This window comes from Anabaena azotica SJ-1, assembly GCF_047275885.1.
Lineage (GTDB): Bacteria > Cyanobacteriota > Cyanobacteriia > Cyanobacteriales > Nostocaceae > Trichormus_B > Trichormus_B azotica_A.
Map to the genome: position 1 here is coordinate 4697333 of NZ_CP178454.1, position 14979 is coordinate 4712311.

A 14979-nucleotide genomic window follows, 5' to 3' on the forward strand; every position below is an offset into this window, starting at 1 on the left:
AGCAATTACAAACACACATACTGGTGTAGTTTTGCTAAAGTTTAAAAGAATACTATATTTCCAGCAATAAATCAGCTATGCAAACAGAATATTGTCAACGTCGTGAACAGTTAATGGCAAAAATTGGTAATGGTACAGCGATTTTTCGCAGCGCACCTTCAGCAGTTATGCACAACGATGTTGAGTATGTTTATCGACAAGATAGTGATTTTTTTTACTTAACAGGTTTTAATGAAGCCCATGCTGTTGCTGTACTAGCACCTCATCACCAAGAACATCGGTTTATTTTGTTTGTTCAACCCAAGGATCGGGAAAAGGAAGTTTGGAGTGGTTATCGTTGTGGAGTAGATGCAGCGAAGAAAATTTATGGTGCAGATGCAGCTTATCCCATTGCAGAGTTAGATGAGAAGTTACCCCAATATTTGGAAAAGAGCGATCGCATATATTATCATCTAGGACGCGATCGCAATTTTAACGACAAAATTCTCAAACATTATCAAAGCTTACTCCGCACCTATCCCAAACGCGGAACAGGACCAGTTGCCATAGAAGATACCAGCACTATTTTACATAGCTTAAGGCTACATAAAAGCAAAACCGAAATCGACTTGATGCGTCAAGCCGCTGATATTGCAGTAGAAGCACACAACCACGCTTTAAAAGTCACCGCACCAGGACGTTATGAATATGAAATACAAGCAGAAATAGAACATATTTTCCGGCTGCGGGGTGGAATGGGGCCAGCTTATCCTTCCATTGTCGCTGCTGGGACAAATGCTTGCGTACTGCACTACATAGAAAATAATTGCCAGATGCAAGAAAACGAATTACTACTAATTGATGCTGGTTGTGCTTACGGTTATTACAACTCCGACATTACCAGAACATTTCCCGTAGGTGGGAAATTTACACCAGAACAAAAAGCATTATATGAAATAGTATTGGAAGCACAAAAACAAGCAATACAAGAAGTAAAACCCGGAAATGCTTTTGATGCACCTCATAAAAAAGCAGTGCGTATCCTCACAGAAGGTTTAGTAGAACTCGGTTTACTCAAAGGGGAAATTGACAAATTAATTGAAGAAGAAAAATATAAACCATTTTATATGCACCGCACCAGTCATTGGTTAGGCTTAGATGTCCATGACGTGGGAATTTATCAATATGGAGAAAACCCGCAAATTTTACAACCAGGTCAAGTGCTAACAATAGAACCAGGACTTTATATTGTACCTGATACCAAACCCGCAGAAGACCAACCAGAAATTGATCCGCGTTGGGTAGGTATTGGGATTAGGATTGAAGATGATGTCTTTGTCACCCCAGAGGGAAATGAAGTTTTAACTGCGGGAGTTCCCAAGGAAATTAAGGATGTAGAAAGATAATTTGTAGGGTGCGTTAGCGATAGCGTAACGCACCGATAATATAGATATTTTAGCCAGGGAATAAATTCCCTGTGTGATAGCTGAAGTCGGTTAAAAACGACTATTTTCAGAGTGCGTTTTAACGCACTTTGGCTATTAGCCTGGAAATTCATTTCTGGGCGGGTGTGGAAACTAACAGATCAATTCTCATTAAATACAATACTTTTTTTGCTGAGTTAAATTAACCTAAAACCGATAACCCGCCTGGGAATGAATTCCCAGTCTAATAGCAAAAGTCATCTAAAGATGACTAAAAATACTCAACAATACGGCGGTTTTAACAGCTAAACAGACTATTTGCATTCTCTGATAATTTGAGAACGTTCTAAAAGCTGTTCTAATTTGTTTTTGTGACCATTTGCAGAGTTAAAGTTAATGAAACTAGAAAGAATACCAACAGCAACAGTCAGACGGCCTTCAGGTATTTTATCAGCGTAGAATAAACCCACACCACAAAATATTAAAATTGCTGATGCTGTGCTAATTCCTAGTTTGATATGAAAACTCAATTGTTCTTGATACATTAACACATTCATGATATCATTGTGCTGTTTTGGGGTAATTTGTAAATCTTTAGCTGGAAATTGATTAAATAAGTTAAACACAACTGTTGTCTCCTGTTTTTAACTATGTTTGGGACTTTGTTTTTGAACCTATTGATATAGTAGGAATATTCAAAAAAAAGGGAAAGATGAAAATAGGGTTTGCTCAGGGAAAAGTGTTCCCTAGAAATTAGGGAATTTAGGGAAATACAAAAACCCTAATTTCCCTAGACATTAATTATCCGTATTTGCTATAGTTTAAAAATTAAATCTACCATCACAATAATTTATCAATATGTCAGACAAAGTAAAAGCTAGTGCATCCGGTAAAGAGAAAATCAAAGAAGTATATAAAAGGGCGTTGTATACTAATAGGAATGGTGAAACCAAACCTTTTACTACAGCAACTCTAGCAGAAGCAGCAAATACTACTGAAGATAAAATTAAATATTTAATAGGACAAAATACTCAAAAAGTAAAAGAGGTTGACAGATTCGTAATCGAAAATGTGGTCAATGCTATCAATGCAGGACTTGAAAAAAATGATATAGATGAAAAACTCATACCATCAGATATAGTTGATAACTGGTATCCTGACACAATTCCTACAGAATTCAAAAACGTAATTGATGATAAAACACAAATATTCTGTGGTCGCAAATTTGTATTTAATGCAATTACCGAATTTATCCAAAATCACCAAAGCGGATATTTTACTATCCTGGGTGATGCAGGAATGGGTAAAAGTGCTATAGCTGCAAAATATATAGTAGATAATCCTGGAACTATTTGCTTTTTTAATATTCGTGCAGAAGGTAGAAACCGCCCTGATGTATTCCTTAAATTAATTCGTCAACAATTAGTAAACAGGTTTGATCTACAAAATGTAGAAAATGATGATTTATCAACTTTACTAACTAAAGCTAATGGAAAATTATCTAATTCTGAAAATTTAGTCATTGTCATTGATGCTTTAGATGAAGTTGATCAAGATGATCATGGTAATTTGTTAAATTTACCGACAATTTTACCAGACAAGGTTTACATTATCCTTACCAGAAGACCTTATAATTCAGATGATAAAAGATTAACTCTTTCCCCAAATACTAAATATGCAGAATTGGATTTAAGGGAATATCAACAAAACAGTAAAGATGATGTTGAATCCTATATTTTAGAATTTCTCGGATTAGAAAAATACAAAGCAGGTTTAGAAAGTTGGATCAATCAACAAAATAACATCAGTAAACCGCAATTTGTGAAAACTATTGCTGCTAAAAGTGAAAACAATTTCATGTATTTACGCTATGTGTTAGAAGCAATTGCGGAAGGATTTTATCAAGATGAAAAACTAGAAGAATTACCCGCAGGTTTACAAGGATATTATGCGAGTCATTGGCGCATTATGGGAATGAGTAAAAAACCCTTACCCAAGGATAAAATTAAAATCATTTACGCAATATGTTTTGCAAAAGAAGCTATATCTGATGATTTAATTGCTAAACATTCTAAACAAAGTAAGCTGAAAGTACAGGAAGTTATTCGAGATTGGACACAGTTTTTACAAATACAAAAGCAGGAAAATAATCAACTAAATCTTTATCGCTTTTATCATGAGAGTTTCCGAGATTTTTTACGAAAACAGGATATTGTGAAAGCTACAGAAATTTCTAATGATATGAGTGAGGGATTATATGACTAATTTTATAGATTGGTTTAATCAATTATCTGAGGAAGACCAAAAATATAGATTGGGCTACTTACCTGAAATATTATTAGAGGGTAAAGACTATACAAAACTGTATAAATTATTATCTGACTATGAGTTTATTACCACAAAAATCAATCATCCCTTATTTGGAGTACAAGCACTGATTGAAGATTATGATTTATTAGATACTTCCAAAATAAAGAATAATTCACAGTATGCGAAAACTGTCAAGGCATTAAAATTAATTCAAAGGGCTTTATTTAGCTCAACACACATAATATTTAAAGATCCAAAACAACTCAAGGGACAACTATCAGCACGACTAACATATTTTGACTTACCAGAAATTAAAAATTTATTAGTACAAATCGCCACAGATAAAAATATAGGTTTATATAGTTTAATAGGTAGCCTCACACCTCCTGGTGGTGGTGGACTAATTCGTACTCTAAAAGGTCATAGTAACTGGGTAAGTGCGATCGCACTGACACCGGATGAAAAAACGGTGATTTCTGGTTCTGGTGACAACACTATCAAAATCTGGGATTTGGGAACAGGAACACAAAAGTTCACCCTCAAAGGTCATAGTAACTGGGTAAGTGCGATCGCACTGACAGCGGATGGAAAAACGGTGATTTCTGGTTCTGGTGACAACACTATCAAAATCTGGGATTTGGGAACAGGAACAGAACAGTTCACCCTCAAAGGTCATAGTAACTGGGTAAATGCGATCGCACTGACAGCGGATGGAAAAACGGTGATTTCTGGTTCTGGTGACAACACTATCAAAATCTGGGATTTGGGAACAGGAACAGAACAGTTCACCCTCAAAGGTCATAGTAACTGGGTAAGAGTGATCGCACTGACAGCGGATGGAAAAACGGTGATTTCTGGTTCTGGTGACAACACTATCAAAATCTGGGATTTGGGAACAGGAACACAAAAGTTCACCCTCACAGGTCATAGTAACTGGATAAGAGCGATCGCACTGACAGCGGATGGAAAAACGGTGATTTCTGGTTCTGGTGACAACACTATCAAAATCTGGGATTTGGGAACAGGAACAGAACAGTTCACCCTCACAGGTCATAGTAACTGGGTAAGAGCGATCGCACTGACAGCGGATAGAAAAACGGTGATTTCTGGTTCAGATGACAAGACTATCAAAATCTGGGATTTGGGAACAGGAACAGAAAAGTTCACCCTTCCTACGGAACGCTACGCTAACACAGGTCATAGTAACTGGGTAAGTGCGATCGCACTGACACCGGATGGAAAAACGGTGATTTCTGGTTCTGGTGATAAGACTATCAAAATCTGGGATTTGGGAACAGGAACAGAACAGTTCACCCTCACAGGTCATAGTAACTGGGTAAGTGCGATTGCAGTTACACCCGATGGTAAAACCGTGATTTCTGGTTCAAGAGACAGCACTATCAAAATCTGGGATTTGGGAACAGGAACAGAAAAATTCACCCTCAAAGGTCATAGTAACTGGGTAAGTGCGATTGCAGTTACACCCGATGGTAAAACCGTGATTTCTGGTTCAAGAGACAGCACTATCAAAATCTGGGATTTGGGAACAGGGAAAGAACAGTTCACCCTTCCTACGGAACGCTACGCTAACACAGGTCATAGTAACTGGGTAAGAGCGATTGCAGTTACACCCGATGGAAAAACTGTGATTTCTGGTTCAGATGACAAGACTATCAAAATCTGGGATTTGGAAACAGGTGCAGAAAAGTTCACCCTTCAAGGTCATAGTCACTGGGTAACAGCGATCACAGTCACACCGGATGGTAAAACCTTAATTTCTGGTTCAAATGACAAGACTATCAAAATCTGGGATTTGGAAACAGGTGCAGAAAAGTTCACCCTTGAACGTCATAGTCACTGGGTAACAGCGATTGCAGTTACACCCGATGTAAAAACCGTGATTTCTGGTTCAAGAGACAAGACTATCAAAATCTGGGATTTGGGAACAGCAAAAGAAAAGTTCACCCTTGGAGGTCATAGTAACTGGGTAAGTGCGATCGCAGTTACACGCGATGGAAAAACCGTGATTTCTGGTTCAGATGACAACACTATCAAAGTCTGGGATTTGGGAACAGCAAAAGAAAAGTTCACCCTTAAAGGTCATAGTGACTCGGTAAAAGCACTCGCAGTCACACCCGATGGAAAAACTGTGATTTCTGGTTCATCTGACAACACTATCAAAATCTGGGATTTAGCAACCAGAAAGGAAATAGCAACTTTCACAGGAGAAAGTCCTATATTATGCTGTGCAGTTGCTCCTGATGGTGTCACAATCGTAGCAGGAGAATATTCAGGAAGGTTACATTTTCTGTATTTGCAAGGAAAGGTGACAGATGAATAGTTTATCTTTCTCTGCTTCAGCAAAGAGTGAAAATTTTGTCGGTCGTGATTTTGTCTTCACTGCTATTAATAATTTTCTCTACCGTTACCCCAAGGGTTATTTTACAATTGTCGGTGTTCCCGGTAGCGGTAAAAGTGCCATTCTTGCCCAATTGGTACGGCAAAATCCTGATATTATTTATTATAATGCCCAAATTCCTGGTAAAAATCGGGTTGAGGAATTTTTAACAGATATTTGTACACAGTTAATCAGCAAATTCCAGAGTTTATTAAATAGTGAAAATCTGGATTTTGATAATTATGATAGTTCGGTGTTTTCGTTATTATTTCAACAAATCAGCGAGAGTTTATCACCAGAGTCAAAGTTAATTATTATTATTGATGGTTTGGATGCTATTAATTTAGAACATCAAGCTATAGGAACTAATTTATTTTATCTACCGCGATATTTACCAGATCAAGTATATTTTATTTTTGCACGTCGTCCTTATAAAAAGTCGCATAGTGGGTTATTAATTGAAGCACCATCACAGGTTTTAGATTTATCGGATTTTCAGAGGGAAAATAGGGAGGATGTGAAATTATATATTCAAAGAAACCTAACCCCCCTACCCCCCTTCCCTGCGAGGGAATGGGGGAAAGATAGTTCCCCTCTCCTTGTAGGAGAGGGGTTAGGGGAGAGGTTTAACGAAAATGAAGATAATTTTATGTATGTGCAGCAGGTTTTAAAAGCTTTTGCTGAGGGTTTTTATGATCAACCTGAGAATATTAATAATATTCCTCCAAATTTAGAAAGTTATTATCAACAACATTGGGCAAAAATGCAAGGTGATGGTTTATCTGATTTTGCTGTGAATGTCTTGCGGGTTTTGACTGCTGGGGAAATACAACCGATGTCAGCTTTAGCTATTAGTCAAGTTATCAATGGAGATGTTTTTGATGTGATGGAAGTGATAGAACAGTGGTTAGAATTTTTGCACGAATTTAGAGAAGGTAAGGAAACTAAATATCAATTATATCATCATAGTTTTCGGTTGTGGTTGAGGGGATGTTTACCAGATATTGTACAAGTCAGGGAATAAATAAAGCTAATAAAGCCAGGGAATTGATTTGCGGTTAGGTGTGGAAACAAACCGATAACCCATATTTTGGTTAAATGATTGGTAATTGGTAATTGGTAAATAATTATTCCCCATTCCCCATTCCCAAATTTTAACTACATCCCTCTACAAATTCTACTTCTGGTAATTTACCTGACCTATATCTAGTTACCCGCTGACCATCTGTTTCAAAAACGACTCTATAATTTTGGTCAGCTTTATCTTTGGGTATTAAAGTTAAATAATGTCCATTTTGGACATAGTTATGAGGTGTAACTTTAATTTGTCCAGGATAAAGAGATTTTATTCTTGCTTCTGTATCACCAATTTTTGCTCCCGAAACTGTAGTAACTCTTGGGTCATCTATATCGACCCTAGCAATAACATCACTGGTGATATATTTCTGACGACTTTTAGCTTCATCTTTTGTCACCATAAATGATATACCTTTAATGTCTCCTTCTGCTTCCAAATAGTAACAGCTATCACTGGGAGAAGCGGAAACATATAAACGAGCATTAGCAGCAGCAGCAGCTTCAGGAAGATTCATTCCTGCTTTTACAGCACCAATACCATTAATAGTTACTTTTGATTGACTGGTTAGTTTTGTTTGTGCAGTAACCATTCCCACTGTGAAAAAAGAAGCGGTGACAGTGATAGCAGCAATAGTCAATATTTTGGTTTTGCTATTCATAGTATTTTGGTAAAGTTTCTATATTTAGATACAATCTAAAATAGGTTCTTTCGGATTTTTGTTGTTTATCACATATCAAATTCACACGGAGGTGAAAATGACTGTTACTTTAGTCAGACACCAATTTACAGTTCAGCAATACCATCAAATGGCTGATGCGGGTATTTTAACAGAAAATGACCGTGTAGAATTAATCAGGGGGGAAATAATTAATATGTCCCCTATTATTCCCAAACATTCAGGTTGTGTGATATTTTTCACGAATCTGTTAGTTTTAATCTTACAAAAACTTGCTATAGTTAGTGTACATAACCCAGTCGTTTTAAATGAAATTTCTGAACCGCAACCAGACATAGCATTATTAAAACCCCGTGCAGATTTTTATAGAAATTCACACCCCCAACCAGAAGATATATTTTTGTTAATAGAAGTTGCTGATACAACGGTAAAATATGACCGGGAAGTGAAAATTTCTTTGTATGCAGAAGCAAATATTCCTGAAGTTTGGTTAGTGGATGTAAATCAGGAAGTTATCGAAGTTTATAGAAATCCTATTGATGGAATTTATCAGGATGTAAAGAATTTAGGGAAGAATCAAGTTTTATCAATTTTAGCTTTTCCTGATGTGAATATTAATGTAAGTGAAATATTTTAAATTAGTCATCTTACTTCCTGAAATTATGTCAATACTTGTCGGTTAAGCTCAAAATAATGAAATTATGTAGGTTGGGTTGAGGAACGTTCACGCAGTGTGCCGAAGGCATAACCCAACATTTACAAGGGTTTGTTGGGTTGCGCTGTCGCTTAACCCAACCTACGGATCTTTGGTTTATTTTTGCAAAAAAATAGGGACAGTTTGCACCATCCCCATCAATTTCACATCTAACTAAAAACCTTACAGTTGAGGTACAAACTGTGATTTATCTGGTACAACAGTGTACTCAGCAACAATTTGCCGGAATTCTTCACCGTCAATGGTTTCTTTTTCAATCAACAAATCAACCAAACGGTCTGTAACACTGCGATGTTCACGGATAATTCTTTTAGCGTTATCGTAACACTCTTCTGCAATTAATCTTACTTGAGCATCAATACGAGAAGCTATAGATTCAGAATACTCTGACCGTGTTGTCCAGTCACGACCAAGGAACACTTCACCCTGTTGGCTTTCCAGTGACAAAGGACCCAAGTCAGACATCCCAAACCGTGTTACCATTTGTCGTGCCATTCCTGATAACTGTTGCAAGTCTCCACCCGCACCAGTTGTCACTTCCGCAGCACCGAAAATCACTTCTTCTGCTGCACGACCACCCAAAGCACCGGTAATTCTGGCTTTGAGTTGGGAACGAGAAATTAAGCCTTGTTCTTCGTTGGGTGTAAACCAGGTTAAACCCTGTGCTTGTCCTCTAGGAATCAAAGTCACTTTTTGCACTGGGTCGTGGTCTTTTAATAAAGTACCAACCAAAGCGTGTCCGATTTCATGGTAGGCGATTAAACGCTTACTCTTGCTGTCCACCAAGGGAGTACCTTCCATACCTGCAACTACTCTGTCTACTGCATCATCAATTTCTAGGAGAGTAATTGCGTCTTTGCGTCTTCTCGCGGTGAGAATGGCTGCTTCGTTGAGGAGGTTGGCTAAGTCTGCGCCGGTAAAGCCAGGGGTGCGACGGGCGATCGCATCTAAGGATACACTAGGATCTAATTTCTTATTGCGGGAATGGACTTCTAAAATTTCCAAACGTCCTTTAATATCAGGTGCGTCAACTGTCACCTGTCTATCAAAACGACCGGGACGCAACAGTGCGGAGTCTAAAACATCAGGACGGTTGGTAGCAGCAATAATAATAATGCCTGTATTTCCTTCAAAACCATCCATCTCTGTTAATAGTTGGTTTAAGGTTTGTTCTCTTTCATCGTTACCACCACCGATACCTGCACCCCGTTGACGACCTACTGCATCAATTTCATCAATAAAGATGATACAGGGAGCGTTATCTTTGGCTTTTTTGAACAGGTCGCGGACACGGGAAGCACCCACACCCACAAACATTTCTACAAATTCTGAACCGGAAATACTAAAGAAGGGTACACCAGCTTCCCCGGCGATCGCTTTTGCTAGTAAAGTTTTACCAGTACCTGGAGGTCCAACTAACAGTACACCTTTAGGAATTCTTGCACCCACAGCAGTAAATCTTTCTGGCTGTTTGAGGAAAGTGACAACTTCCTGTAATTCTTCCTTGGCTTCCTCTATTCCTGCCACATCGTCAAATTTTACTCCGGTTTTCGCTTCCATTTGAAACCGAGCGCGAGATTTACCGAAATTCATCGCTTGGCCAGGGCCACCGGGAAGATTATTAGAACGACGGAACAAGAAGAATAAACCAGTAATCAATAAAACTGGGAAGATCAGATTTCCCAACAAACCCCAAATTGCGCCATCATTGCGAATAGGATGAGCATCAAAACTGACGTTGTGTGCTTTGAGTTTATTGATTAACTCTGGTGCATTAATAGGTAAATCTACCCGCCAGTGTTGAACACGGTTTTCAATATCTTGGTCATTAGCTTCAATAATTGCAGTTCTACCGCCATCATACAGGTCTACATTGGTAACGCGATCAGCGTCCAAGTATTCCAAAAAGCGGCCATAAGTCATGCGGGTATTAGCTGCATTTTTACTTGTGTCAGCAGGAGCGTTTGCAAAAGCGCCTTGCCAGAAGAAAAAGCCAATTACTAAAGCCAGCACTGACCAGAGTGCTACGACTCTCCAAGAGAATTTCATCTTTTAATTTGCCTCTAGATACCAATAGGACTGCTTTGTAACGGATGTTTATAAATCCATTTTGTAATTTGAGCCATAACACGGTCATTTGCTTATGGCAGATTCATGAAGTTTTTCCAGAATCTTAATTAAATTTAACTTAATTCTCATACTAATACCAATCAAAAATTAAAAATTAAAAATTAAAAATTCCCAAAACCAGTTATTACAAGGGTTTAGGGCTAATTTCTATTTTTCTATCTCTAATACTAATTTTATGCTAAATCGCACTTTATCATCGAATACATTTATCTGCATTTATATTTGTTTATATACGTTTAACTATGGAATTACACATCACGGTACATCCATGGATGTTACCCATTTAAACCCATTGCTATAGGAAAACCATAATGTACTAAAGTAGCTGGCTTTTGCCTGGTCATAACGACAATTTTTAATGCCGACCGTACTTATTTGACTTCAGTAATTTTTAAAGTGTAGGGTAAATATTTGCCTTTTTCGTAAGAACCAACCCAAATTTGGTAAGTTCCCTTCAACCATTCACCGACAATACCAGGATTTTTTCCATCAAAATCATCATTGCACCAATTACCACCGGGTCCTTTAATTATGATGGTGGTGTCTGCTGGGCTTTCTACTTGAAGCTTTAGGTAATCGAATTTGCTGGTTAGCTTCAAAGTGTGATCAGGTGCTTCATCCACAAACCCACTACACGAACCTGTGGGAGTTTCACTTCCTCCATTGATTTTTCTAGCTGGAACTGAACCACCACTCATACCCCGCACTTCTAAAGGATCTGGGGAAAATTGCCGTTTGATAGTTATATCTCCAAAAATTGGTGATTCTTCAGCACCAACAAGACCATGACTCATAGTTGTTATGCTCAGGGTAAGTATCATCAACGATAATCTTTTTCCTATATTGAGAGGTTTTGTAGACATTGTATTAAATTTTTTTCTAAGTGTATTTTAAGACATAAATTTTTTAAATTTAGTTCCCAATGGAAGGATGAAGGAGACAGTGATCACTGTTACCTGTCACCTATCACCTGTCACTTAATTAGCGGCTGAAATTGCTTGATTTAAACGCTGTTTATCTAAACTAATCTGATTTAGTAATAGCCATGATTGAATTAGGTCTGGACCATGTACATCTCCGGTCAAAGCTGCTCTGAGCGATCGCATGACTAAACCTTTTTTGACCTTCTGCTCTTTTACCACTTGCTTAATAATATCCTGGGCGGTATCAGCTGAAAGTTGCGGCTGATTTTCTAAGGCTGTGAGAATAGCTTGTAGGGTCGCTTTCACCCCTTCTTGCTGGAGTTGAGTTGCACCTTCTTCGCTCAATTCTACCCCTTCAGTAAAAAATAGTTTGGTCATGGGAACAGCATCCACCAGCCGCGTTAAACTAGCAGCAATTAAACTTACCAACTGTTCTAACCAAGAACGCTCCCTACCATCAGTTAATGAATATCCGGCTTCTTGCCAAAATGGGATGAGTAAATCTGTCAGCTGAACAACGGGCATATTATGGATATATTGGCTATTGATCCAATCTAGTTTATCCCAGTCAAATTTCGCACCAGCTTTATTTACGCGCTCAAAAGTAAAGTCCTTAGCTGCTGATTCTAAGGTGAATATTTCCTGCGTAGAATCTGGGGCAGACCATCCCAACAAGGTCATATAATTTACCAAACCTTCCGCAGTAAAGCCCATTTTCTGAAAGTCAGAAATAGAAGTTACTCCATCTCGTTTAGAAAGTTTGCGCCCTTCTTGATTCAAAATCAGTGGTGTATGGGAAAATTCGGGAATTTTGGCACCTAAAGCTTCATACAACAGAATTTGTTTGGCTGTATTGGCAATATGGTCTTCACCACGAATGACATGAGTGATTTGCATATCAATGTCATCCACGACGACGACAAAGTTATATAGTGGTTGACCAATACCATCAGCAGATGCGCGTGCTATTACCATATCACCACCTAAGTCACTGCCACGCCAAGACATTTGACCTCGTACCAAGTCATTCCAGCCAATTTCTCGGCCATCTTCTATTTTAAAGCGAATCACAGAGGAGCGTCCTTCGGCTTCAAAAGCGGCGCGTTGTTCTGGGGTGAGGTTACGGTGACGGTTATCGTAGCGGGGTGCTTCGTTTCTGGCTTTTTGTGCTTCCCGCAGCGCGTCTAATTCTTCAGAAGTTGTGTAGCAACGATAGGCTAATCCTTGATCTAACAATTTCTGCACTGCTTCTCTGTAGAGGTGCAAACGTTGAGATTGGAAAAATGGCCCTTCATCCCAGTTCAATCCTAACCAGCGCAGTCCACTGAGGATATTATCGGTGTATTCAGGGCGCGATCGCTCTAAATCTGTATCTTCAATGCGTAAAATAAATTTCCCATCATGGTGACGGGCAAATAAATAATTGAATACAGCAGTTCTGGCTGTACCAATATGTAAATTTCCAGTAGGACTAGGAGCAATACGAACTCTAACAGACACAGTTAATTCTCTCTCTCACAAAGCATTATTAATGTAGCAATTGCTGAGTGGCTGTAAACCACCTATATGGGCTATTTTCCCAGGCTGATAAAATCAGCTTGATTTATATTTTTTCCCATGACTCAGCTTTCGGTGTCTTTAGAACGGGACTGACGGGGCTCGAACCCGCAACTTCCGCCGTGACAGGGCGGTGCTCTAACCAATTGAACTACAGTCCCTTGTTGTTTTCAACTTTATTATTATTGCCTATTATTTTTTACTTGTCAAGTAGTTGGGAGCAAAAATATTGATATTTTTTTTCTTTACATCTTCCCTACAACCTTAATTTAGACTATAGCCCGTGCTTGAGAGTTTAAACGTTCTAATATCTGAGATTGGATCTGCTTGTATTTCTGCTTTAACAACTTTTTGCTAACTTGGGGTTGAGAAGAGGATGGTAGTTGCTGAGTTTGTTGAACCCAGGTTTTCAAATTTTGTTGCTGTGCTGGACTAATGGAACTGCGGAGGATGTTGGCACATTTATGGGGGGATTCTATAGTGAAGAAAACCAACGGGTAAGACTGAGTGGTTGTCAAGGTGGATACCATCTGGAGATTTTGGGGATTTTGCATATCCAGGTAGCAGGGTAGCCATTTGGGTTCCAATTGCCGACTGTAAAGCACTGTTAACCACAGCAGCATCGGGTGGGGAGAGGTGACAAAGACAAATTGGTTGTAAGCTTTGGTTTGGGAGCGATTTTTAATTTCTTGTTCGGGTAACATTAGCCATAGAGAAACGATAGATCCTGATGCAGTATCTATAAGCTGAGGAAAAACGATTTCTTGAATGGGTTTATTTTCAGGCCAGATAAATTTCTCATATTTATTGTTCATTTTTGCTAAATTGTCAGAAGCCACGGCATTATCAACCAGGGTTTTTGTCTCTGGGTTTGTGGTTTTGGTTTTTTGGATAGATTGTTCTATCTCAGCCAATACACTGAGAATTTCACCCATATTTTGGGGTCGTTGATTGGGCTTTTTTTGCAGACAATTCATGATTAAGTCATTTAACTGCTGGGGGATTTGTACATAAGGATTCACATCTGCGATCGCTCTTGGTTTTTCAAATAGATGTACCTTATACCAAGCACCGAAATATTCTGTTTCTGGTTGCCAAGGTTTTTGTCCTGTTAGCATTTCAAACATCATTACACCTAAGCTATAAATATCAGAGCGATTGTCTAATTCTGCTCCGTCTAATTGTTCCGGGGAACAATAGGGTAAAGTTCCATGAAATCCCTTAGTATTAAGTGCTGCGGACGAGTTTAAAAACTTGGCAATCCCAAAGTCTAAAATTTTTACCAATTGCCCTAGTATGGGATCAGGTATCACAATAATATTAGCTGGTTTAATATCTCTATGAACTAGATGGTAAATTTTTTCATCCATAGAAATGCCTTGATGAGCGCACTGTAAACCCAAACAAATCTGACGTACTAGAGTCAGAAATATAGGTACAGGAATAGGAATTAAATCTTTTAAACTTTTGCCAGATAAATATTCCATTACATAATACGCTTTACCACTTTTACTCACACCATAATCATAAGCCCGCACAATATGTATACTCTTTTGGCTCAACGCGGCACTCAAAAGAGCTTCACGGTTAAATCTGGCTTGAACTTTGGGATTAGCTACCGTTTGAGTTAAAAATTTTATGGCAACTGGTGTACCTCCTAGCAAGACATCATGGGCTAAAAAAACCTCACCCATGCCACCTTTACCGATTAGTTGTTTAAGTTCATAACGGTTTGCAAGCAAATCCCGATTTTCTGGAGACGCAAATGATTTTTTTTTCATTTAAATAA

11 protein-coding genes and 1 tRNA gene are annotated in these 14979 nt (G+C 38.4%); 5 read left to right on the top strand and 7 right to left on the bottom strand.

Going from position 1 to position 14979, the window contains the following annotated elements:
• Positions 1 to 77 precede the first annotated feature (77 nt).
• Positions 78 to 1385 (top strand): aminopeptidase P N-terminal domain-containing protein, encoded by a 1308-nt coding sequence (locus tag ACLLO5_RS20365; protein ID WP_413172311.1) that lies wholly within the window; start codon positions 78 to 80, stop codon positions 1383 to 1385.
• 332 nt (positions 1386 to 1717) lie between these two features.
• Here ACLLO5_RS20365 and ACLLO5_RS20370 read toward each other — a convergent pair whose 3' ends face one another.
• Positions 1718 to 2029 carry a TRADD-N-associated membrane domain-containing protein gene (locus ACLLO5_RS20370; protein WP_413172312.1) on the bottom strand — a complete coding sequence of 104 codons (312 nt, stop codon included), beginning with the start codon at positions 2027 to 2029 and terminating at the stop codon, positions 1718 to 1720.
• 232 nt (positions 2030 to 2261) lie between these two features.
• On the opposite strand from ACLLO5_RS20370, the gene ACLLO5_RS20375 reads away from it, so the two are divergent.
• Genes ACLLO5_RS20375 through ACLLO5_RS20385 form a run of 3 tightly spaced genes read left to right on the top strand, consistent with a single transcriptional unit; the run spans position 2262 to position 7135 of the window.
• Positions 2262 to 3668 carry a hypothetical protein gene (locus ACLLO5_RS20375; protein ID WP_413172313.1) on the top strand — a complete coding sequence of 469 codons (1407 nt, stop codon included), beginning with the start codon at positions 2262 to 2264 and terminating at the stop codon, positions 3666 to 3668.
• Complete coding sequence (locus ACLLO5_RS20380; protein ID WP_413172314.1) at positions 3661 to 6054, top strand: WD40 repeat domain-containing protein; 2394 nt, start codon at positions 3661 to 3663, stop codon at positions 6052 to 6054. Before ACLLO5_RS20375 ends, ACLLO5_RS20380 begins: the two co-directional genes overlap by 8 nt.
• Positions 6047 to 7135 (top strand): ATP-binding protein, encoded by a 1089-nt coding sequence (locus tag ACLLO5_RS20385; protein WP_413172315.1) that lies wholly within the window; start codon positions 6047 to 6049, stop codon positions 7133 to 7135. The genes ACLLO5_RS20380 and ACLLO5_RS20385 overlap by 8 nt, the downstream gene beginning before the upstream one ends.
• A 130-nt stretch (positions 7136 to 7265) precedes the next feature.
• Here ACLLO5_RS20385 and ACLLO5_RS20390 read toward each other — a convergent pair whose 3' ends face one another.
• Complete coding sequence (locus ACLLO5_RS20390; RefSeq protein WP_413172316.1) at positions 7266 to 7847, bottom strand: hypothetical protein; 582 nt, start codon at positions 7845 to 7847, stop codon at positions 7266 to 7268.
• Between the two features lie 97 nt (positions 7848 to 7944).
• Between ACLLO5_RS20390 and ACLLO5_RS20395 the strand changes: the two genes are divergently transcribed.
• Positions 7945 to 8502, top strand: coding sequence for a Uma2 family endonuclease (locus ACLLO5_RS20395; RefSeq protein ID WP_413172317.1), 558 nt, complete (start codon positions 7945 to 7947; stop codon positions 8500 to 8502).
• 240 nt (positions 8503 to 8742) lie between these two features.
• On the opposite strand, the gene ftsH2 is transcribed toward ACLLO5_RS20395, so the two are convergent.
• The 5 genes from ftsH2 to ACLLO5_RS20420 form a co-directional block, all read right to left on the bottom strand.
• Positions 8743 to 10629, bottom strand: coding sequence for an ATP-dependent zinc metalloprotease FtsH2 (gene ftsH2 / locus ACLLO5_RS20400; RefSeq protein WP_413172318.1), 1887 nt, complete (start codon positions 10627 to 10629; stop codon positions 8743 to 8745).
• A gap of 452 nt (positions 10630 to 11081) precedes the next feature.
• Positions 11082 to 11573, bottom strand: a complete 492-nt coding sequence (locus tag ACLLO5_RS20405) for a hypothetical protein (RefSeq protein ID WP_413172320.1) — start codon at positions 11571 to 11573, stop codon at positions 11082 to 11084.
• Positions 11574 to 11687: 114 nt separating this feature from the next.
• Positions 11688 to 13133, bottom strand: a complete 1446-nt coding sequence (gene gltX, locus ACLLO5_RS20410) for a glutamate--tRNA ligase (protein ID WP_413172321.1) — start codon at positions 13131 to 13133, stop codon at positions 11688 to 11690.
• A gap of 144 nt (positions 13134 to 13277) precedes the next feature.
• Positions 13278 to 13351 (bottom strand) — tRNA-Asp (locus ACLLO5_RS20415).
• Positions 13352 to 13459: 108 nt separating this feature from the next.
• Positions 13460 to 14971, bottom strand: a complete 1512-nt coding sequence (locus tag ACLLO5_RS20420) for a serine/threonine protein kinase (RefSeq protein WP_413172322.1) — start codon at positions 14969 to 14971, stop codon at positions 13460 to 13462.
• Positions 14972 to 14979: the final 8 nt, after the last annotated feature.